Raw genomic sequence first — 19,841 nt, forward strand, 5'->3', positions numbered from 1 at the left:
AGAGTGCAGGGCAGATTGCCCACGTGTTACTCACCCGTTCGCCACTCATCCACACCCGAAAGTGCTTCAGCGTTCGACTTGCATGTGTTAAGCACGCCGCCAGCGTTCGTCCTGAGCCAGGATCAAACTCTCCAACAATGCTGTTGAACAATCCCAGCAGACACTCAAACCATCAAAGGCGAGCGTCATACTCAAAGAAACCACCAACCAAAACAAACATCTGGTCGGGGGCATAAAAGAACACTAACCAAAACAGTCCGCTGTTGAGTTCTCAAAGAACACACCCACACCATCACCCACGACCCGAATCAGGCCGCCAAGCTCCGGGGAGCATTTCCTCTGTTCGCTTTCTTGTGTCGGTAACTCTAGCAGGCCCATTTTCGGGTGTTTCAGGGGGGTAACCCCTCCGTCGCACCGCCGAAACCTCGGCTCGCTATTCAACCCGACCGCAGTCAAGCGCATTTTCTTCAAAGATCTGGTTGGGATCCGCATCCGCAACCTGGCAGGCGCGCTGGCCTGCGGTCGCTTTTCCGGTTTCCCGATCGAGGCGCCCACTCTACCACCCTGAGATGGGAGCTTGGTTCGCGACCCCGCGTCAGCCCCGGCCCGGTTTTCCCGGCCCGTGTCGCGCTGACTTGAAACAATTTACGCGCCGATCCTCGCCAAGTCAAATCGGCGAGGATCAGCACCGGAAGGAAGCGAACACGCAGGTCAACGCCCCGTTCCGGTGCTGAATCCAGGCTAGTGCACCACGCGAACGCCCGCAGTGTGACGCTTGCCACGACGGAGAACCAGCCAGCGGCCGTGGAGGAGTTCCTCCGTGCCCGGAGACCACTCCTCATCAGCGATCTTGGCGTTGTTGACGTACGCGCCGCCCTCCTTGATGGTGCGTCGCGCAGCGCCCTTGCCGTTCGCCAGGCCGGTCTCCACCAGCAGGTCGACCAGGTTCGGCGCGTCCGAGAGCCGGACCTCCGCGGTCGGCACCGCGGCCATCGCCGAGTCCAGCGTCGCCTCGTCGAGCTCGGCCAGCTCGCCGCGGCCGAACAGCGCCTGGCTGGCCGCGATCACCTTCCGCGTCGCGTCCGCACCGTGGACCAGCGTGGTCAGCTCCTCGGCGAGGCGCTTCTGCGCGGCGCGCAGCTGCGGCTTCTCCTCGGTGGTGCGCTCCAGTTCGGCGATCTCCTCGCGGCCGAGGAAGGTGAACAGGCGCAGGTACTTCGCCACGTCGGCGTCGGCCGCGTTCACGAAGTACTGGTACCAGGCGTACGGCGTGGTCATCGTCGGGTCGAGCCAGACGTTGCCGCCGCCGGTGGACTTGCCGAACTTCCGCCCCTCGGAGTCGGTGACCAGCGGCAGGGTCAGCGCGTGCGCGGCGACGCCCTGCTGCTTCCGGACCAGGTCGACGCCCGCGATGATGTTGCCCCACTGGTCGGAGCCGCCGAGCTGGAGCAGCGTGCCGTACTTGCGGTTGAGCTGCACGTAGTCGTTGGCCTGCAGCAGCATGTAGCTGAACTCGGTGTAGGAGATGCCGTCGGTCTCCAGGCGCCGCTTGACGGTGTCCCTGGCCAGCATCGTGTTCACCGAGAAGTGCTTGCCGATGTCGCGCAGGAATGCGGTGACCGGCAGATCGGCGGTCCAGTGCGCGTTGTTCTCCATGATCGCCCCGGTCGGCGAGTCGTCGAAGTCGACGAAGGAGGACAGCTGGGCGCGGATCTTCTCGGTCCACTCCTGCACGGTGTTCTCGTCGTGCAGGTTGCGCTCACCGACGTCGCGCGGGTCGCCGATCATCCCGGTGGCGCCGCCGGCCAGCACCACCGGCCGGTGGCCGGCCTGCTGGAAGCGGCGCAGGGTCAGGATCGGGATCAGGTGTCCGGCGTGCAGGCTCGGCCCGGTCGGGTCGAAGCCGGCATAGAGGGTGAGCGGCCCCTGGTCGAGTTCCCGTCGCAGCGAGTCGAGGTCGGTGGATTGCGCGATCAGTCCGCGCCAGGTCAGCTCGTCGAGGATGTTCTCACTCACGCCTGCCAGTCTCGCTCATGCGAGCAACCGGGTTTACGCCCGGGCCCGGGCTCGGCGGCGGGTGCCGCGGCGGTAGGTGCTGACGGCCGCCGAGCCGTCCACCCAGGTCCGCCACGGCAGGTCCATGGCCGCGGCCACTCCGACGCGCGGCCCGCTGCGGACGTCGTCCTCGGCGACCTGCGTGCCGTTGACCAACCGGATGGGTGACTCCGGGTCGGTGAGGTCGATGCCGTTGTGCTCCCGGGTGATGCCCAGCACGCCCGCCAGCCGGGCCGGACCGCTGGCCAGCTGGACGTCCTTGCGGACCGCCGGGCGCCGGGAGCGCGCCAGGTCCAGGCCGGTGGTGATCTCCCCGGCGCGGAGCAGGACCGCACCGGGGACGCCATCGGTCAGGCACACCACGTTGATGCAGAAGTGCAGCCCGTAGACGAAGTACACGTACAGGTGACCGGCCGGGCCGAACATCACCGCGTTGCGCTCGGTCCGGCCCCGGTAGCAGTGCGACGCGGGGTCGTCCCGGCCGCGGTAGGCCTCGACCTCGACCAGGCGGACGGCGACCTCGCCCTCCGGGCTGTTCGAGCGCAGCTCGCAGCCGAGCAGCCGCCGAGCCACCCACAGCGGGTCGAGGGCGAGTTCGTCGCGCTTCACCTGACTCACGGTGAAGACACTACCGGTCGTGTCTGAACCGTGATCACTTAGACAGCCAGTCGCGATGTTCGCGCGTCGCCGAGATCACCCGTTCGCGCTGCTCACGGACGCGGTCCGGGGCGGTGCCGCCGTGCGCGTCGCGGGAGGCGATGGAGCCTTCGACGGTGAGCACCTCGCGCACCTGCGGGGTCAGCGCCGGGTTGGCCGCCGCCAGCTCCTCGTCGGTCAGGTCCTCCAAGCCGACGCCGCGGGCTTCGGCGGCGCGCACGCACTCCCCCGACGCCTCGTGCGCCACCCGGAAGGGCACGCCCTGGCGGACCAACCACTCGGCGATGTCGGTGGCCAGGGTGAAACCGGCGGGCGCCAGTTCGGCGAGCCGCTCGGTGTGGAAGGTCAGGGTGCCGAGCATGCCCGCCATCGCGGGCAGCAGCAGTTCGAGCTGCTCGACGGAGTCGAAGACCGGCTCCTTGTCCTCCTGCAGGTCGCGGTTGTAGGCCAGCGGCTGCGCCTTGAGCGTGGCCAGCAAGCCGCTGAGGTTGCCGATGAGCCGACCGGACTTGCCGCGGGCGAGTTCGGCGACGTCGGGGTTCTTCTTCTGCGGCATGATCGAGCTGCCGGTGGCCCAGGCGTCGTCCAGGGTCACGTAGCCGAACTCGGCGGTGTTCCAGATGATCACCTCTTCGGCGATCCGGGAGAGGTTGACGCCGAGCATCGCCAGGCAGAACGCCGCTTCGGCGGCGAAGTCGCGGGAGGCCGTGCCGTCGATGGAGTTGTCCACGGCGCCGTCGAAGCCGAGCTCGGCGGCGACGGCCTGCGGGTCGAGACCGAGCGAGGAGCCCGCCAGCGCACCGGAGCCGTAGGGCGAGTACGCGGTGCGCGCGTCCCAGTCGCGGATGCGCGCCACGTCGCGCAGCAGCGCCTGGCAGTGCGCCAGGAGGTGGTGCGCCAGCAGCACCGGCTGGGCGTGCTGGAGGTGCGTGCGGCCGGGCAGGACGGCGTCGGGGTGGTCGGTGGCCTGGGCGACGAGGGCGTCGACGATGTCCAGGACGCCGCTCGCCACGCGGCGGTTGGCGTCGCGCAGCCACATCCGGAACAGGGTGGCGACCTGGTCGTTGCGGGAGCGGCCGGCGCGCAGCTTGCCGCCGAGCTCCGGGCCGACGCGCTCCAGCAGGCCGCGTTCGAGGGCGGTGTGCACGTCCTCGTCGTCGATCACCGGCTTGAAAGCGCCGGATTCGACGTCGGCGGCCAGGACGTCGAGGCCCTGGAGCATCCGTTCGAGCTCGTCGGCGGTGAGCAGCCCGGCGTGGTGCAGCACGCGGGCGTGGGCGCGGGAGCCGGCGATGTCGTAGGGCGCCAGGCGCCAGTCGAAGTGGGTCGACAGGCTCAGCGCGGCCATCGCCTCGGCCGGGCCGGAGGCGAACCGGCCGCCCCAGAGCTTGGTGGGCTCGCTGCCTTGCTGCGTCACGGGTGTTCCTTCGGTGTGCTCGTAGTTGCGTTGCCGGGTGTCGATCCCGTACGAAATCGACGTTCACCCGGGTGACGGTCAATTTCGCGCGAAATTGACCATCCTCACCCCTTCGGGTGGGCGGTGGCTCGGCTGCGGAGCCGGTGCGGGCCCCGCTCGCAGCGAGTCGTACCAGGTCGGGACGTGCTCGGCGCGGCGGGGTTCCTCGGTGCGCCGGTCGCGGACCGTGGCGCGGCCCGCGTGCAGGACGATCCGGACCTCGCCGGAGACCTGGTGCTGCGAGTCCGCGATGAAGGCGTCCAGGGCGTCCTTGAGCGGGGAGAACCACATGCCGTCGCGGACCAGCTCGGTCCAGCGCTGCCCGACGGTGCGCTTGAAGCGGATCAGCTCCCGTTCCAGGGTCACCTCTTCCAGCTCCTGGTGCGCGGTGATCAGCGCGATCGCGCCCGGTGCGCGGTGCCGGTCGTGTCCGATGCCGTGCGCGCCGGCCCGGCGGTTGAGCTCTTGGACGGCTTGCAGCACGGTGACGGTCTCGCCGTCGACGGCCACCGGGACGCCTCGGTCGAACTTGATCGTCAGCTCTTCGGGCCATTCCGGTTCGGCGCGCCAGAAGTCCTGCGGTGCAGCGGTTTCCGCGATCCGGCCCCAGACGTTCCGGCCGAGCGCGGGGCTCGCACCGCCGCCGGGGGCGATGACCGCCAAGCGGGGATCGAGCGCGGCGATGTCGGTCTCGCAGCCGTGCGCGACCGCTCCCGCGCCGAACTCGTCGGCGGCGGCGACGAGGTGCTTGGCGATCAGCGGCCGGGACAGCTCCGCGACCAGCGGGTACCGGCCCAGGTGGAGCGCGTGCGCTTGGAGCGCGGGCAGGCAGTACTGCTCGGCGAACTCGTCGCGGGCGTCGACGACCACCGCTTCGGCGGCCCCGCGGTCGAGGGCGCGTCGGCGGATCGCCGCCAGGTCTTCGCCGCCCTGGCCGATGTCCACCGTGATCGCCACGACTTCGGCGTCGAGCCCTTCGAGGGCTGCGGACGACTCCGCGTCACCGTAGTAGGCGAGCACCACGCGCTCACTCATCTGCTCCGCTCCTATGTTCTCCCGTTGCTCTCCGCCGCATCGTCGGCACGGGCGGCCATCGCGGTGAACCGCTCGCCCAGCTCGCGGCCGGTGAGCGGCTCGCGGGCGACGATCATCACGGTGTCGTCGCCCGCGATGGACCCGACGACCTCCGGCAGCGCGGCCCGGTCGATGGCGCTGGCCAGGAACTGGGCCGCGCCCGGCGGGGTGCGCAGGACCGTCAGGTTGCCCGATCCGTCGGCGCTGACCAGCAGCTCGCCGAGCAGCCGGCTCAGCCGCGAGGTCCCGCCCTGGACGCCGCGGACGGGGCTGCCGTCCTCGGGGATGACGTAGACCGCCGCTCCCCCGTCGGCGCCGCGCAGCTTGACCGCGCCGAGCTCGTCCAGGTCCCGGGACAGGGTGGCCTGGGTGACCTCGATGCCGTCGTCGGCGAGCAGCTTGGCCAGTTCGGTCTGGCTGCGTATCCCGTTGGCGGAGACCAGTTCGACGATGCGGGCCTGCCGCGCGACTCGACTCGTCATGGTCGTCGCACCAACCACGCCAGCAGCGCCTTCTGCGCGTGCAGCCGGTTCTCGGCCTCGTCGAACACCGCGCTGGCCGGGCCGTCGATCACCTCGTCGGTGATCTCCATGCCGCGGTGCGCGGGCAGGCAGTGCAGCACACTGGTGTCGGACTTGCCGGTGGCGGCCAGCAGCTCGGCGTTGACCTGGAACGGCCGGAACGGGCTGACCCGGTCCTTGCCGTCGTTCTCCTGGCCCATCGAGGTCCAGGCGTCGGTGACCAGGACGTCGGCGCCGTCCACGGCCGCCTCCGGGGTGCTGAACAGCTCGACGGAGCCACCGGTCTCGGCGGCGCGCGCCTTGGCCGCCGCCAGCACCCAGTCCAGCGGCCGGAAGTTCTCCGGGGCGCCGATGCGCACGTGCATGCCCGCGGTGACGCCGCCGACCATCAGCGAGTGCGCCATGTTGTTGGCGCCGTCGCCGAGGTAGGTCAGGGTGAGGCCTTCGAGCTTGCCGTGGCGCTCGCGGATGGTCTGCAGGTCGGCGAGGACCTGGCAGGGGTGGAACTCGTCGGTCAGCGCGTTGATCACCGGGACGCGCGAGACCGAGGCCATCGCGTCGATGCGGGCCTGCGCGAAGGTCCGCCACACCACGGCGTCGACGTAGCGGGACAGGACCCGGGAGGTGTCCTCGATGGTCTCCTCGCGGCCGAGCTGCATCATCCGCCCGTCCACGACGACCGGGTGGCCGCCGAGCTGGGCGATGCCGACCTCGAAGGACAGCCGGGTGCGGGTGGAGTTCTTCTCGAACAGCACCGCGACCGCCTTGGGGCCCGCGAGCGCGTCGGAGCCGAGCGGGTCGGCCTTGAACTGGTCGGCGAGGTCGAGGACCTCGGCCTGCTCCGCGGGGGTGAGGTCGTCGTCGCGGAGGAAGTGGCGGGGCATCAGTCGTTCTCCTTGGCAGCGTCGAGCAGCGCGGGCAGGGCGGCGAGCAGTCGCTGCACCTGCTCGGACCGCACGATCAGCGGTGGGGCCAGCCGGATGGCGTCCGGCTGGATGGGGTTGAGCAGGAATCCGGCGTCCTGCCCGGCGGCGGCGATCCTGGCCGAGACCGGTGCGGTCAGGCCGATGCCGATCAGCAGGCCTTCGCCGCGCACTTCGCCGATCAGCGGGTGGTCGAGCTGCCGCAGGCCGGTGACGAGCTCCGCGCCGACCTTGGCGACGTGGTCGAGCAGCCCGTCCTCGGCGATGGTGTCCAGCACCGCCAGCGCGGCCGCGCAGACCACCGGGTTGCCGCCGAAGGTGGTGCCGTGCTGGCCGGGGTGCAGCAGGTCGCCTGCGGCGCCGATGCCGATGCAGGCGCCGATGGGCAGACCGCCGCCGAGGCCCTTGGCCAGGGTGATCACGTCGGGCACGATGCCCGTGCGCTGGAAGGCGAACCAGGAGCCGGTGCGGCCGATGCCGGTCTGCACCTCGTCGAGCACGAGCAGCGCGCCGTTGCGGGCGGTGATCTCGCGGGCCGCCTGCAGGTAGCCCTCGGGCGGGACGATGACGCCGTTCTCGCCCTGGACCGGCTCCAGGAACACCGCTGCGGTGTTGTCGTCCACTTCGGACTCCAGAGCGGAGACGTCGCCGTAGGGCACGTGCACCACGCCGGGCGGCAGCGGTTCGAACGGCTGCTGCTTGGCGGGCTGGCCGGTGAGCGCGAGCGCACCCATGGTGCGGCCGTGGAACCCGCCCTGCGTGGCCACGATCTTGGCCCGGCCGGTGAGCCGCGCGATCTTGAAGGCGGCTTCGTTGGCCTCGGCCCCGGAGTTGCAGAACAGCACGCGACCCGGCGCGCCCACCAGCTCCAGCAGCCGCTCGGCCAGCGCGAGACCCAGTTCGTGCACGTAGAGGTTGGAGACGTGGCCGAGCTTGCCGACCTGCTCGGAGACGGCGCGCACGACGGCGGGGTGGGCGTGGCCGAGGGAGTTGACCGCGATCCCGCTGAGGAAGTCCAGGTAGGTCTTGCCGTCGGCGTCGGCGACCTCGGCGCCCGAGCCGCTGACCAGGGTCAGCTTCGGGGTGCCGTAGTTGTCCATCATGGACGCTTGCCAGCGCTGCGCACCAGCGGCGTTGCCGGCTCCTCCGCCGCTCCGCGATTCACCGTGATGGCCGCGTTCCGGATTGATCCCCCCAGTCGGCACAGAATCACTCATCACTTCTCCTCGGTGTTCTGCGCCGGCAGCACCATGGTGCCGATGCCGGCGCTGGTGAAGACCTCCAGCAGCACGGAGTGCGCGAGGCGTCCGTCGATGACGTGCGCCCGCGGGACACCGCCGCGGACCGCGCGCAGGCACGCCTCCATCTTGGGGACCATGCCCGAGGCCAGGTCCGGCAGCAGTTCCGCGAGCTGGTCGGCGTCGATGCGGGACACCAGCGACGAGCGGTCCGGCCAGTCCGTGTAGAGGCCTTCGACGTCGGTGAGCACCACGAGCTTCTCGGCGCCGAGGGCCACGGCCAGCGCACCGGCGGCGGTGTCGGCGTTGACGTTGTGCACCACGCCGTCGACGTCGGGTGCGACGGTGGACACCACCGGGATGCGACCGGCGTTGATCAGGTCCAGCACCGCGTCGGGGTTGACCGAGACCACGTCGCCGACCAGGCCGACGTCGACCGCCTCGCCGTCGACGGTGGCGGTGCGGCGCTCGGCGGTGAACAGCCGGGCGTCCTCGCCGGACATGCCGACCGCGTGCGGGCCGTGCTGGTTGATCAGGCCGACGAGCTCGCGCCCGACCTGGCCGACCAGCACCATCCGCACCACGTCCATGGTCTCCGGCGAGGTCACCCGCAGGCCGCCGCGGAACTCGCCCCGCATGCCGAGGCGGTCGAGCATCGAGGTGATCTGCGGGCCGCCGCCGTGCACCACGACCGGGTGCAGCCCGGCCAGGCGCAGGAACACCATGTCGGTGGCGAAGGCCTGCTTGAGCTCGTCGTCGACCATCGCGTTGCCGCCGTACTTGACCACGATGGTGGCGCCGTGGAAGCGCTGCAGCCACGGGAGCGCTTCGACCAGGACGCTGGCCTTCTCCGCGGCGGTGGCCAGCCGGTCGGTGGTTTCCGGAGTCATGAGGAGTAGGCGCTGTTCTCTTCGACGTAGGCGTGGGACAGGTCGGTGGTCAGGATGGTCGCGGCGTGCTCGCCGAGGTGCAGGTCCACCACGATCTCGACCTCTCGGCCGGACAGGTCGGCCTCGCTGCGGTCGCGGGCCTTGGTGCCCGCGGCGTAGAGGGTGACGCCGTTGGTGGCGATCTCCAGCCGGTCGACGTCGATCTCGGCGTCCACCCGGCCGAGCGCCATCGCGATGCGGCCCCAGTTCGGGTCGGAGCCGAAGATCGCGGTCTTGACCAGGTTGTCCTCGGCGATGGTGCGGCCGATGGCGACCGCGTCGGCTTCGCTGACCGCGCCGCGCACGGTGATGTCGATGGTCTTGGTGGCGCCCTCGGCGTCGTCCTGCAGCTGCCGGACGAGGTCGGTGCAGACGGTGGTCAGCAGCTCGGCGAAGTCCTCTTTGGACACCTCGACGCCGGAGGCGCCGGAGGCCAGCACCAGCACGGTGTCGTTGGTGGAGGTGCCGCCGTCGACGTCGAGCCGGTCGAAGGTGACGCGGGTGGCCGCGCGCAGCGCATCGTCCAGGTCGTCGCCGCTGATCACCGCGTCGGTGGTGAGCACGCTGAGCATGGTGGCCAGGTTCGGCGCGAGCATCCCGGCGCCCTTGGCGAAGCCGCCGATCGACCAGCCCGCGTCGTGCTGCCCGAAGGCCTGCTTGGGCTTGGTGTCGGTGGTGAGCACCGCGGTGGCCGCGTCGAGACCAGCCTGCGCGCCGCTCGCGAGCGCGCCGTTCGCGGTGTCGACGCCGGGCAGCAGCGCGTCCATCGGCAGCCGCTCGCCGATCAGGCCGGTCGAGCAGACCGCCACCTCGATGGCGCCGACGCCGAGCACCTCGGCGACCTTCTCCGCGGTGGCGTGGGTGTCCTGGAAGCCCTCGGGGCCGGTGCAGGCGTTGGCGCAGCCGGAGTTGAGCACCACCGCGCGCAGCTTGTGCTCCTTGAGCACCTGCTGCGACCACAGCACCGGCGCGGCCTTGACCTTGTTGGTGGTGAACACCCCGGCCGCGGCCTGCTGCGGTCCGTCGTTGACGACGAGCGCGAGATCGCGCTTGCCGCCGGCCTTGATCCCGGCGGCCACCCCGGCCGCCCGGAAGCCGGCAGGTCCGGTCACGCTCATTTGCTCTCCTCGGTCATCTCGACGACGTGCCCGGCCGCGGTGAGCACGGCCGCGGCCTTCCCGGCGGCGTCGGCCGGGACCAGGATCCAGTCGGTGTCGAAGGTGGACAGGGTGAAGACGCTGATCCCGGCGTCGGCCAGCGGCACCAGCAGCGCGGCCAGGATGCCGGTCAGCGCGAAGTCCAGCGGCCCCTGCACCTCCAGAGCGCGGAACGGGCCTTCGACCCGCACGTCGCGCCCGGCTTCGGCGGCCAGCGAGTGCGGGAAGACGATGGTGCGGCCCGCGCTGGTGGTCAGGCTGCCGTGGATCGGCGCGTTGCCGCCGGTCAGCGCCAGGTTGGCGTGGGCGGGCACCATGCCGACGGCCAGCAGTTCGTCGTGCAGCCGGAGCGAGAGACCGGTCACGGGGCCACTCCGACCGTCGGCAGGCCGGTGGTCTCGGGCAGTCCGACCGCGATGTTCATGCACTGCACGGCACCGCCTGCGGTGCCCTTGGTCAGGTTGTCCTCGGCGGCGACGACGATCAGCCGGTCGGCGTCGGGATCCACCGCCAGCTGGAGGTGGACGGTGTTCGCGCCGAGCGTGGCCGAGGTCTGCGGCCACTGGCCCTCGGGCAGCACGTGCACGAACGGTTCGTCGCCGTAGGCCTTGAGGTAGACCTCGCGCGCGGAATCGGCGCTGACGCCTTCGCGCAGCGCGGCGCTGCAGGTGGCGAGGATGCCGCGCGCCATCGGCGCGAGGACCGGCGTGAAGGAGACCTTCACCGGCTCGCCCGCGGCGGCGCTGAGGTTCTGGATGAACTCCGGGGTGTGCCGGTGCGCACCGCCGACGCCGTAGACGCTGGCCGAGCCCATGACCTCGGCGGACAGCAGGTGCGGCTTGAGCGCGCGCCCGGCGCCGGAGGTGCCGGTGACCGCGACGACGACCGCTTCGGGCTCGACGAGACCGGCGGCCAGCGCGGGCGCGAGCGCCAGCGAGGACACCGTGGGGAAGCATCCGGCGACGGCGACGCGCTTGGCGCCGCGCAGGCGCTCGCGCGCGCCGGGCAGTTCGGGAACGCCGTAGGGCCAGGTGCCGGGGTGCTCGCCGCCGTACCAGCGCGACCAGTCCTCGGGGTCGTTGAGCCGGTGGTCGGCACCACAGTCGATCACCACGGTGTCCTCGCCGAGCTCGGCGGCGATCGCGGCGGAGTGCCCGTGCGGCAGCGCGAGGAAGACGACGTCGTGCCCGGAGAGCTCGGCGGCCGTGGTCTCGACCAGCACCCGGTCGGCCAGCGGCAGCAGGTTCGGGTGGTGCTGCCCGAGCGCGCTCCCGGCGTTGCCGCCCGCGGTCAACGCGCCGATCTCCACCTCGGGGTGCGAGAGCAGCAGGCGGAGCAGCTCCCCACCCGCGTAACCACTGGCACCGGCAACAGCCACTCGAACCGTCATGCGGATGATTATGCACCCTCGTGCAATTTCAATCAAACAGCCGTCCGTCACACCACCGCGCCGGGTCGGTGTCGGTTCCGCGCGTGGATCGGCGCCACGGCCATCGCCTCGACCTCGACGTCGGTGCGCGTCCGATCGGCGTTGATCTTCAGGAACACGTCGCCGACGCGAAGGGTCGCGCGCTCGTGATGGGCGACGACGACCTCGATCTCCGCCATGTCGGCCATCGTTTCGGGGATGACCGCTGAAGTCGCCGGATCTAACGCGTACGACTGCGCGGCGGAGCCTCGACGCTTCACCACGCCCTCAACCCACTCAGGTTGATCCACCGCAGGTCAGCGAGGGACGGCGGATCAACTCGACTGAGAACCGAGACCGTCAGCGGTTCTGCGGCAGGTCGGACATGTCCAGCACGAAGCGGTAGCGGACGTCGTTGCGCTCCAAGCGGTCGAGGGCTTCGTTGACGCGTGCGGACGGGAGGAGTTCGATGTCGGCGGTGACGTTGTGCTGGGCGCAGAACTCCAGCATGGCGGCTGTCGCGGGACGGCCGCCGCTGCCCGCGGAGCTGAGCTTCTTGCGTCCTATCAGCAGGTCGGTGGCCTGCACGGTGACCGTACCGAGGTGCCCGAGGTGGCTGAGGGTTCCGTCCAGGGCGACGAGCCCGAGGTAGGGCGTGACGTCGTGCGGGACGGCGATGGTGTCGACGACGACGTCGAACCGGTCCCGGGCTGCGGCCATCCGGCGCTGGTCCGTGGAGACGATCAGGTCGTGGCCGCCCAGCCTGCGGGCGTCATCGGCTTTGTCGGCCGATCGGCTGATGACCGTGGTGTCGGCCCCGAGTGCGACGGCGAGTTTGACCGCGAGGTGCCCGAGGCCGCCGAGGCCGGCCACGGCGACTCGGGTGCCGGGCCCGACGCCGAGGGCTTGCAGCGGCTCCCAGACGGTGACCCCCGCGCACAGCAGAGGAGCGGCGGCCGCGGGGTCGAGCCCGGGTGGGAGCGGGTAGGTGAAGTCGTCGCGGACGACGTACTCGCGGGAGTAGGCCCCCAGCGTGGTGGTTCCGTCGTAGCGGTCGGTGCCGGCATAGGTCAGGGTCGGGAATTCGTGGCAGAAGTTCTCCTGCCCTGCCCGGCACATCGCGCACGCGCCGCACGAGTCGACGATGTTGCCGACGGCGACCTGGTCACCGATGGCGAATCGCGTGACCTCGTGCCCGATGTCGGTCACCACGCCGGTGAACTCGTGGCCCGGCACCAACGGCGCTTCGCCGGTGTGGGCGCGGACGGCGTGGAGATCGGTATGGCAGACGCCGCAGTAGTCCACGCGAATGGCGACGTCGTCGGCCCGCAGTTCCCGACGTTCCAGCGATGTCCGCCGCAACGTGGTCCCGGCGCGGTCGGCTTGCCAGCCCAGGGTGCTCCTCATGCCCACTCCCACAACAAACAGACTGTTCGGTCTATTTCGACGTTAGCCGGAAACCGCCGCCTCGGCAAACCGACTGGTCTGTTGTTATCGTTCCCGGCATGGCCGACAAGCCCTTGACCTCACGTGGCGCCGCCACCAGGCAGCGCATCCTGGACGTGGCGACCAAGGAGTTCGCCGAGCACGGGATCGCCGGGGCACGCGTCGAACGCATCGTGGCCGCAGCCCGCACCAACAAGGCACAGCTCTACGGCTACTTCGGCAGCAAGGAAGGGCTGTTCGACGCCATCTTCTTCGGCTCGCTGGAGCGGATCACGACCGTCGTGCCGATCGACGCCACCGACCTCGCCGGCTGGGCCGTCCGCCTCTACGACGAATACCTCCGCCGCCCGGACCTCATCCGACTGGCCACCTGGGCACGTCTGGAGCGACGCCCGACCGGTCACCTCGTCGACGACAGCAACCGCCTCGACGACGCCAAACTGCGCGCCATCGCCAACGCGCAAGCCGCGGGCATCGTCCGGTCCGGAGACCCGTTCGACCTGATGGCCGTGGTCATCGCGATGTCGATGGCATGGTCACCGGTCAGCAACGTCTACGCCGCCAGCGATCAGGAACCCCCGGAACTGCACGAGCAACGCCGAACCCTGCTCCGCGACAGCGTTCAGCGCGTCATCTCACCCCGCTGAACGGCCCGCCCCGACACCAACGCGCGCTCAGGCCGCTGACCGGCAGCTCGGCCGGGCGGGCGAACGCCGGCCGGCACGGCCCGGCCACCGGGGCCGGTGGCCGGGCCGCAGGTCGAGCGATCAGCGCCGCATCAGGGCGAAGACGCCCCAGCCGAGGTGTTCGCGCATGTAGCGCGCATACCGCGCGGGCTCGGTGGTGAGCTCGGCCCGCACCTCGGGCGCCAGCTCGTCGTCCGGGTTCCGGTCGAGCCAGCGGCGGAGGTTGAGCCACTGCGCCGCGCAGTACCGGTCCCAGCTGTCCTGGTCGGCCAGCACCATCTCCACGACGTCGTACCCGAGGCCGCCGAAGTGCTCGATCAGCTCGGGCAGCGGCAGGAAGTCGGCCGGGCCGGTGGCGTGGCAGGCCTCGGCGGTCTCCTGGTCCGGCGGAGTCCGGCGCCAGTAGGGCTCGCCGATCAGCATCAGGCCTCCGGGGCGGAGGCTGCGGCCGAGCAGCTCGGCCGCCCCGGCGACGCCGTTGCCGATCCAGGTGGCGCCGACGCAGGCGGCGAGATCGACCGGTTCGCCCGAGACGTGACCGGCGGCGTCGCCGTGGACGAACTCCACCCGGTCGGCGACGCCGAGTTCGACGGCGCGGGCCCGGGCCTGCTCGGTGAACACGGTGCTGATGTCCACGCCCGTGCCCGTGAAGCCCAGGTCACGCGCCCAGGTGCACAGCATCTCGCCCGAGCCGCTGGCCAGGTCGAGCACCCGCGTCCCGGGCGGCAGGCGCAGCGCCCGGCCCAGGGCGGCGAGCTTGTCGGGCGTCAGCGGGTTGTGGATGCGGTGACTGCTCTCGCGGATGGTGAAGATGCGGGGAAGGTCCACAGTGGATTCCTTTGGGGAGGGCCCCTCCGGACGGCACGCGAACTCCCGCCGAGCGGGATGCGCGTCAGGACGAGGCCGGGGAAGTGAGGATGATCCGGGCGCTGCGCACGGCAGCGGTCGCCACGACGGTCATCAACTCACCTCCCTGAATCTCCGGCAGCGGACCAAGTCAGCACTGCGCCGCCGAGGATAGCAGCTCGCCCGGGCAGCCCCATGAGCGTTTTGGGGTGCTATGACGCCCCAAAACGCTCACGGACCTGGTGCCACCTGCAGCGGTCGACCGGGGGCGTTCGGCGTGGTCGGATCGCGGTGATCCCTGATGCGTAGGAGGCGCGATGGTCACCGTGCGGGCCGCTGTTGTGCAGGACGCTCCTGTTGCTTTCGATCTCGACGCCACGCTCGACAAGGTCGACCGGCTCGCCGAGCAGGCGGCTGCCGGTGGGAGCGAGCTGGCCGTGTTCCCGGAGGCGTTCGTCTCCGCCTATCCGCGCGGCGCGACCTTCGGGGCGACCGTCGGGCAGCGGACACCGGAGGGCAGGAAGCTGTACCGGCGGTACTGGGAATCGTCGATCGAGGTGCCCGGACCGGCGACCGAGCGGATCGGGGCGGCAGCCGCGCGGCACCGGATGCACCTGGTCATCGGCGTCATCGAGCGCGATCGCGGCACGCTCTACTGCACCGCGCTGACCTTCGGCCCGGACGGCGTCCTGCTCGGCAAGCACCGGAAGCTGATGCCGACCGGCAGCGAACGCCTGGTGTGGGGCTTCGGCGACGGCTCGACGATGCCGGTCCACGACACCGCGATCGGCCGCATCGGCACCGTGATCTGCTGGGAGAACTACATGCCCGCGATGCGCATGCACATGTACTCGCAGGGCGTGCAGCTCTACTGCGCGCCGACCGCCGACCCGCGCGACACGTGGGTGGCCAGCATGCAGCACATCGCCTGCGAGGGCCGCTGCTTCGTGCTCTCGGCCAACCAGTTCACCCGCCGCTCGGACTACCCCGCCGACTACCCCGTCGAGGCCGAGCCCGGCGAAGTCCTCAGTCGAGGGGCTTCGGTGATCGTGGATCCGCTGGGCAACGTGCTGGCCGGTCCTGCGACCGACGGGCCGGCGATCCTGCGGGCCGAGCTCGACCTCGGGCGGATCGCGGAGGGCAAGTACGACTTCGACGTGGTCGGCCACTACTCCCGCCCGGACATCTTCGAGCTCCGCGTCGACCGGAGCCCGAAGCACCCCGTCGTCCCGCACGACTGACACCGGGCTTTCAAGCCGGGTTGCCGCGGCGAGCCCGGTAAGCGCGTTGTCGGCAGGCGGGCGAGCAGTGCTTCCGGGGCCGACCGCGTTCGCTCGGCGCCACCGGCCCCAGACAACCGGGGCACCGGGCGGGGTTTTCGTCACCGCGAGGACGAGCTGCCGGGTTTTCGTCACCGAGCGCCTGGGCCGCACGAGCCGCGGTGACGAGGTCGCCTTCCGCGATGCGCCCGCGCGGCGTGTGCGTGGACAGATCGCCTTCGAGGACGGGGCACCGCGCGATGTCGTCGTCCGCGCAGCACAGCAGGTGGCGGAGGTAGCCGGCGGCGGCCTCCAGCTGCGCGATCCGCTGCTCCAGCAGCGCGAGCTGCTCGCCGATGGTGCGCTGCCGGTCTTCGCACGTGGCCGTTCCCGAGGTGACGACAGCGGCTCGGCCCAACGGCATCTTCCCGATCACGCAGCACAGGTAGGCCAGGCCGATGCGACGGAGGTCGCGATCGCGGTAGCGCCGTCTGCCGCCGTCGCGGGCGGGCGGGTCGAGCACGCCCTGGCGTTCCCACCACCGCAGCGCGGACGGCGCGATGCCGTACAGGGCTGCCGCTTCGCCGATCGAAACAGCCGGTTCGGTCACGAGTTCCCCTTGACATCGAGTCGACTTCACGCAGCAACCTTAAGGCAAGCCTTACCTAAGTGATTGTGCTTCGAGTGGAAGGGTTTGCCCCTGATGGGTTGCGAGTACGCGGAAACCGTCGTCATCGGCGCCGGTCAGCAGGGCTGCGGGGCGGCCGCGGCGCTGCAGGAGCTCGGCCGCGAATCGATCGTGCTGGAGCGCGGCGAGATCGGTCAGGCGTGGGCGCACGAGCGCTGGGACAGCTTGCTGGTGGGCAGCGGGAACCGGTCGGTGCGGTTCCCCGGCTGGGACTACGACGGCGACGACCCCGACGGGTACATGTCCGGGCCGGAGCTGGCCGGGCACCTGCGCCGCTACGCCGAGCGGCGGAACCTCCCGATCCGCCAGCACACGCCCGTCGAGAAGGTCGAGTGCCCGCCGGGCGCCACCGCTCACGACGACGTGCGGTTCAGAACCCACCTGGCCGCCGGTGGCGTCATCGAGTCGCGCAACCTCGTCGCCGCGCTGGGCGGCTACGCGAGCCCCCGAGTGCCCGACCTGGCATCCGAGGTCGACCCGTCGGTCGACCAGCTGCACTCGCGCTACTACCGCAATCCCGGCGCCCTGCCCGACGGGGCCGTCCTCGTGGTGGGTGCGGGGATCAGCGGTCAGCAGATCGCTGACGAACTGGTGGCGGCCGGGCGCGAGGTCTTCCTGTCGGTCGGCCGCCACCGCAGCTGGCCCCGCCACTACCGGGGTCGCAGCGTGGTCGAGTGGCTGTTCGCGCTCTCGCTGTACGAGGACTTCGTCACGCCGGATGCCGACGGCGACCGGACGTTGCCCGGACTGCCGGTGACCGCCGCGCCGGACGGCGGCCGGGAGCTCAACCTCGGCGCGCTGGCCGGCAGAGGAGTCGTCCTCGTCGGATCGGCGCGCGCGGCGAAGCACGGCGTCCTGCTGCTGGAGGACAACGTCGTCGCGATCGCCGCGGAATCGGCCCGCTCGTTCCGGCGGGCGATCGACACCATCGACGCCCGGATACGCCAGCGGGGCTTCGCCGTACCGGAGCAGCGACCGGCGCCGGAGGTCGACCTGACCCGGATCACCGACTTCGGCAACGAGCTCGACCTGGCCCGGCACGGCATCACGACGATCATCTGGTGCACCGGGTTCGGCCCGGACTACCGGATCCTGCCGGACAGCGCGCTCGACGACCGCGGATTCCCGATCCAGCAGGAGGGCATCTTCGGGGCGCTGCCCGGGCTGTACTACGCCGGGCTCCCGGACGGACGATCGCAGGCCCCGGTGGCCATCTCGGCCAACGTCGAGAACGGGCGATCCATCGCGCGACAGGTGCACATCGACCACCTCTTGCGCTCCGGCTCCCCGGCGTCGGTCGCCCTGCCCTGAAGGCCTGTGAGCACTCCCGGCCGGAGTGCTCACAGGCCTGCCTACCGGTCGATCTTCGGCTTGCTGGTGCCCGGGGCCAGGCCGGTTCCGGCGTGGATCCCCGGGTCGGTGAACGTGCCGATCGAGTAGATGCGGGCGCCGCGGGCGAGCGCGAAGGCGTGCAGGTCGTGGAGGATCCGCACCGCTTCGTCCGCTCGCTCGCGGGTCGGGAAGTCCAGCAGGCAGTCCATCAGCCAGTACCGCTCCCCCGCGCCCTCGGGCAGCGGCGGGTTGCGGCGGCCCGCCGCGTCCATGGCAGCGCGGTTCTTCACCGCCAGCAGCACCACCGACGTCGGGCCGATGAGCGGCTGCACTCGCGGCAGGGCTTCGGGCAGGATCTCGGTCAGCTGGTCATCGGTCATGATCCAGTCGGCCCACGCCTTCGGGAGCTCGTTCCAGCCCAGTTCCCGTTCCGCGTAGTCGTACATCGGGTCCGCCAGGCCCAGGACGAAGTCGAGGTAGGAGCGGTCCTGGAACTCGGGCTCGCCCTCGCCGAAGCCGTCCAGCACGGCGGTGTCGATCCCGCGCGCCTCGGGGTCGTAGATGTCGACCTCCAGCCAGGCGACGTGCGGGTCGGGGTACTTCCAGGTGACGTGCAGCTCGTCCAGCTCCGGGTTGTCGGACAAGGTGCGGAGGGCCTGGTAGGCCGCAACAGGAGAGCTGAACCGCAGCGTGTAGGTGCTCACCCGGCTCGGCGCGGGCGTCAGCTCGACCCAGAGCCGGGTGATGACGCCGTGCTGGCCGACGCCGCTGAGCACCGCGTTGTACACCTCGTCGTGCTCGTCCGCGCTGCACAGCAGCCGCTGCCCGGTGGGCGTGACCACCTCCATGCGGAGCACCGCGGCGCCGAACACCCCGGTGCGCACGTTGGCGCTCCAGCCGCCGACCGAGGCGAAACCGCCCGCCGACAGGGTGGTGCGACCGGGATAACCGGTGCTGACGCGGGCCCGGTGCTTGTCCGCGGCGATCGCGACGTCGGTCAGCAGCACACCGGCATCGATCTCGATCACCCCGGCCGACCCGTCCGCGGCGGGCGGCTGGACGGAGTGGATGCGGTTGAGCCGCAGCACGTCGATGGCGATCCCGTCGGCGGCCAGCGCCTGGCCGCCGACGGTGTGCTGGTTGCCCTGCGCGGCGCACGGGATCCCGTGCTGGTGCGCGAATCGGACGACGGCTTCGACGTCACCGGCTCCGCCCGGGCGCAGAACCGCGCCCGGCAGGGCCTGCACGCGGCCGCCGCGGTCCTTGCCCGCGGCGCCGCGGGCTCCGGCGTCCACCACGAGCTCACCGCCGTCGGGCAGCTCGGGCGCCGGAACCCAGTCGGACGTCCCGTCATCCGGGCCCCAGGCCAGGGTCCGCGAGTTGATGCCCAGTCCGCGACTCGTCACTGCAGTTCCTCCCGGCACTCCGCGAAAGCATGGTCAACGGCCGTTGACCACTATCTCCGCTGAGCCGGGCTCGGGGAAGCGTTGACATCGCCGCGGTCGCCGCGCGGAGTGCGGTACCTCACCCGACCCCCTTGCGAGATCGGTAGGGCGGCGCGGGATCATCGTTGCCGATGACGATGATCCCGCCCCGGCCGAGCGCGGTCGACCACCGAGCCTCGCGGCCGACCGCGGGCTGGGTGGGGCGGCGGGTGCTGCTGCGCGGCATCGACCCGGCGGACCGGCGCACCCTGATCGGCTTCGACCGGGAGTCCGCGAAGGAGGGGCCGCCGCAGTTCGACGGCTACCGGCACTGGGCGGCGCACCGCGCCGACCACCTGGACCCGGGCGAAGACCTCCAGCTGGCGATCGAGACCCGGCACGACGGGACCCTGGTCGGTTCGCTGTCGACCAGCCAGCCGGAACCGGGCATCTTCAGCTACGGCATCGGGATCGGCCCGCAGCACCGCCGTCGCGGCTACGCCGACGACGCGATCAGCACGCTGCTCGGGTACATGTTCGGCCACCGCCGCTTCACCAAGTGCGAGGTCGGCATCTACGGCTGCAACACCGCATCGCTGGCTCTGCACGCGAGGCTCGGCTTCCGCGAGGAAGGCCGCCTCCGCGACCCGGAGTTCCTCTGCGGCGGAGCCCAGTACCTGGTGCTGATGGGCATCACGGACGAGGAGTTCGCCACCCGCCACCTCCCCCGCGCCCGCTGAGG

General features: G+C 71.1%; 20 protein-coding genes and 1 rRNA gene. 4 read left to right on the plus strand and 17 right to left on the minus strand.

The annotated features are described in order from the left end of the window. The 14 genes from C4T78_RS34050 to C4T78_RS34115 all read right to left on the minus strand — a co-directional run. Positions 1-138 (minus strand): 16S ribosomal RNA (locus tag C4T78_RS34050); the annotation flags it as partial. A 603-nt stretch (positions 139-741) separates the two neighbouring features. Further along, positions 742-2,016, minus strand: coding sequence for a tyrosine--tRNA ligase (gene tyrS / locus C4T78_RS34055; RefSeq protein WP_093358820.1), 1,275 nt, complete (start codon positions 2,014-2,016; stop codon positions 742-744). A 33-nt stretch (positions 2,017-2,049) separates the two neighbouring features. After that, the gene (locus tag C4T78_RS34060; protein ID WP_093358818.1) at positions 2,050-2,673 is read right to left on the minus strand and encodes a DNA-3-methyladenine glycosylase; all 624 of its coding nucleotides are present in this window, start codon (positions 2,671-2,673) and stop codon (positions 2,050-2,052) included. A gap of 34 nt (positions 2,674-2,707) precedes the next feature. Next, on the minus strand, positions 2,708-4,129 hold the full coding sequence (argH, locus tag C4T78_RS34065) for an argininosuccinate lyase (RefSeq protein WP_093358816.1): 1,422 nt from the start codon (positions 4,127-4,129) through the stop codon (positions 2,708-2,710). Positions 4,130-4,207: 78 nt separating this feature from the next. After that, on the minus strand, positions 4,208-5,203 hold the full coding sequence (locus C4T78_RS34070) for an argininosuccinate synthase domain-containing protein (protein ID WP_093358814.1): 996 nt from the start codon (positions 5,201-5,203) through the stop codon (positions 4,208-4,210). 11 nt (positions 5,204-5,214) lie between these two features. Next, entirely contained in the window at positions 5,215-5,724 is a 510-nt protein-coding gene (locus C4T78_RS34075; RefSeq protein ID WP_093358812.1) for an arginine repressor, read from the minus strand. Beyond that, on the minus strand, positions 5,721-6,647 hold the full coding sequence (gene argF / locus C4T78_RS34080) for an ornithine carbamoyltransferase (protein WP_093358810.1): 927 nt from the start codon (positions 6,645-6,647) through the stop codon (positions 5,721-5,723). The genes C4T78_RS34075 and argF overlap by 4 nt, the downstream gene beginning before the upstream one ends. Further along, positions 6,647-7,903, minus strand: coding sequence for an acetylornithine transaminase (locus C4T78_RS34085; RefSeq protein WP_093358808.1), 1,257 nt, complete (start codon positions 7,901-7,903; stop codon positions 6,647-6,649). Before C4T78_RS34085 ends, argF begins: the two co-directional genes overlap by 1 nt. Beyond that, the gene (gene argB, locus C4T78_RS34090; RefSeq protein ID WP_093358806.1) at positions 7,903-8,814 is read right to left on the minus strand and encodes an acetylglutamate kinase; all 912 of its coding nucleotides are present in this window, start codon (positions 8,812-8,814) and stop codon (positions 7,903-7,905) included. The genes C4T78_RS34085 and argB overlap by 1 nt, the downstream gene beginning before the upstream one ends. Then, on the minus strand, positions 8,811-9,971 hold the full coding sequence (gene argJ / locus C4T78_RS34095; RefSeq protein ID WP_093358804.1) for a bifunctional glutamate N-acetyltransferase/amino-acid acetyltransferase ArgJ: 1,161 nt from the start codon (positions 9,969-9,971) through the stop codon (positions 8,811-8,813). Before argJ ends, argB begins: the two co-directional genes overlap by 4 nt. After that, positions 9,968-10,375 carry an ACT domain-containing protein gene (locus C4T78_RS34100; RefSeq protein WP_093358802.1) on the minus strand — a complete coding sequence of 136 codons (408 nt, stop codon included), beginning with the start codon at positions 10,373-10,375 and terminating at the stop codon, positions 9,968-9,970. The genes argJ and C4T78_RS34100 overlap by 4 nt, the downstream gene beginning before the upstream one ends. Beyond that, a complete protein-coding gene (gene argC, locus C4T78_RS34105; RefSeq protein WP_093159746.1) occupies positions 10,372-11,400 on the minus strand; it encodes an N-acetyl-gamma-glutamyl-phosphate reductase in 1,029 nt (342 codons plus the stop codon). Before argC ends, C4T78_RS34100 begins: the two co-directional genes overlap by 4 nt. Positions 11,401-11,447: 47 nt before the next feature. Further along, positions 11,448-11,618: a hypothetical protein gene (locus tag C4T78_RS34110; RefSeq protein WP_218161774.1), complete on the minus strand. Its 171-nt coding sequence runs from the start codon at positions 11,616-11,618 to the stop codon at positions 11,448-11,450. Between the two features lie 160 nt (positions 11,619-11,778). Beyond that, entirely contained in the window at positions 11,779-12,825 is a 1,047-nt protein-coding gene (locus tag C4T78_RS34115) for an NAD(P)-dependent alcohol dehydrogenase (protein ID WP_093358800.1), read from the minus strand. A gap of 98 nt (positions 12,826-12,923) precedes the next feature. On the opposite strand from C4T78_RS34115, the gene C4T78_RS34120 reads away from it, so the two are divergent. Further along, positions 12,924-13,511 (plus strand): TetR/AcrR family transcriptional regulator, encoded by a 588-nt coding sequence (locus C4T78_RS34120; RefSeq protein WP_093358798.1) that lies wholly within the window; start codon positions 12,924-12,926, stop codon positions 13,509-13,511. A gap of 120 nt (positions 13,512-13,631) precedes the next feature. Here C4T78_RS34120 and C4T78_RS34125 read toward each other — a convergent pair whose 3' ends face one another. Continuing rightward, positions 13,632-14,378 carry an SAM-dependent methyltransferase gene (locus tag C4T78_RS34125; protein WP_093358796.1) on the minus strand — a complete coding sequence of 249 codons (747 nt, stop codon included), beginning with the start codon at positions 14,376-14,378 and terminating at the stop codon, positions 13,632-13,634. 335 nt (positions 14,379-14,713) lie between these two features. Here C4T78_RS34125 and C4T78_RS34130 point away from each other — a divergent pair, with 335 nt between their 5' ends. Next, the gene (locus C4T78_RS34130) at positions 14,714-15,637 is read left to right on the plus strand and encodes a carbon-nitrogen hydrolase family protein (RefSeq protein ID WP_093358794.1); all 924 of its coding nucleotides are present in this window, start codon (positions 14,714-14,716) and stop codon (positions 15,635-15,637) included. 10 nt (positions 15,638-15,647) lie between these two features. Here C4T78_RS34130 and C4T78_RS34135 read toward each other — a convergent pair whose 3' ends face one another. Beyond that, the gene (locus tag C4T78_RS34135) at positions 15,648-16,265 is read right to left on the minus strand and encodes a MerR family transcriptional regulator (protein WP_093358792.1); all 618 of its coding nucleotides are present in this window, start codon (positions 16,263-16,265) and stop codon (positions 15,648-15,650) included. Positions 16,266-16,358: 93 nt separating this feature from the next. Here C4T78_RS34135 and C4T78_RS34140 point away from each other — a divergent pair, with 93 nt between their 5' ends. After that, complete coding sequence (locus C4T78_RS34140; protein WP_093358790.1) at positions 16,359-17,654, plus strand: flavin-containing monooxygenase; 1,296 nt, start codon at positions 16,359-16,361, stop codon at positions 17,652-17,654. A 41-nt stretch (positions 17,655-17,695) separates the two neighbouring features. On the opposite strand, the gene C4T78_RS34145 is transcribed toward C4T78_RS34140, so the two are convergent. Continuing rightward, the gene (locus tag C4T78_RS34145; RefSeq protein WP_177247845.1) at positions 17,696-19,081 is read right to left on the minus strand and encodes an FAD-binding protein; all 1,386 of its coding nucleotides are present in this window, start codon (positions 19,079-19,081) and stop codon (positions 17,696-17,698) included. A 170-nt stretch (positions 19,082-19,251) separates the two neighbouring features. Here C4T78_RS34145 and C4T78_RS34150 point away from each other — a divergent pair, with 170 nt between their 5' ends. Then, entirely contained in the window at positions 19,252-19,839 is a 588-nt protein-coding gene (locus C4T78_RS34150; RefSeq protein ID WP_093358785.1) for a GNAT family N-acetyltransferase, read from the plus strand. The last annotated feature ends 2 nt before the right edge of the window (positions 19,840-19,841 follow it).

It is taken from the genome of Saccharopolyspora kobensis (assembly GCF_900108315.1).
GTDB lineage: Bacteria > Actinomycetota > Actinomycetes > Mycobacteriales > Pseudonocardiaceae > Saccharopolyspora > Saccharopolyspora kobensis.

Bases quoted from the DNA above. Each gene is read 5' to 3' on its own strand.
- C4T78_RS34070 (WP_093358814.1), bottom strand. From the start codon at position 5,203: ATGAGTGAGCGCGTGGTGCTCGCCTACTACGGTGACGCGGAGTCGTCC.
- C4T78_RS34075 (WP_093358812.1), bottom strand. From the start codon at position 5,724: ATGACGAGTCGAGTCGCGCGGCAGGCCCGCATCGTCGAACTGGTCTCC.
- argF (WP_093358810.1), bottom strand. From the start codon at position 6,647: ATGCCCCGCCACTTCCTCCGCGACGACGACCTCACCCCCGCGGAGCAG.
- C4T78_RS34085 (WP_093358808.1), bottom strand. From the start codon at position 7,903: ATGAGTGATTCTGTGCCGACTGGGGGGATCAATCCGGAACGCGGCCAT.
- argB (WP_093358806.1), bottom strand. From the start codon at position 8,814: ATGACTCCGGAAACCACCGACCGGCTGGCCACCGCCGCGGAGAAGGCC.
- argJ (WP_093358804.1), bottom strand. From the start codon at position 9,971: ATGAGCGTGACCGGACCTGCCGGCTTCCGGGCGGCCGGGGTGGCCGCC.
- argC (WP_093159746.1), bottom strand. From the start codon at position 11,400: ATGACGGTTCGAGTGGCTGTTGCCGGTGCCAGTGGTTACGCGGGTGGG.
- C4T78_RS34110 (WP_218161774.1), bottom strand. From the start codon at position 11,618: ATGGCGGAGATCGAGGTCGTCGTCGCCCATCACGAGCGCGCGACCCTT.
- C4T78_RS34115 (WP_093358800.1), bottom strand. From the start codon at position 12,825: ATGAGGAGCACCCTGGGCTGGCAAGCCGACCGCGCCGGGACCACGTTG.
- C4T78_RS34120 (WP_093358798.1), top strand. From the start codon at position 12,924: ATGGCCGACAAGCCCTTGACCTCACGTGGCGCCGCCACCAGGCAGCGC.
- C4T78_RS34130 (WP_093358794.1), top strand. From the start codon at position 14,714: ATGGTCACCGTGCGGGCCGCTGTTGTGCAGGACGCTCCTGTTGCTTTC.
- C4T78_RS34140 (WP_093358790.1), top strand. From the start codon at position 16,359: ATGGGTTGCGAGTACGCGGAAACCGTCGTCATCGGCGCCGGTCAGCAG.
- C4T78_RS34150 (WP_093358785.1), top strand. From the start codon at position 19,252: ATGACGATGATCCCGCCCCGGCCGAGCGCGGTCGACCACCGAGCCTCG.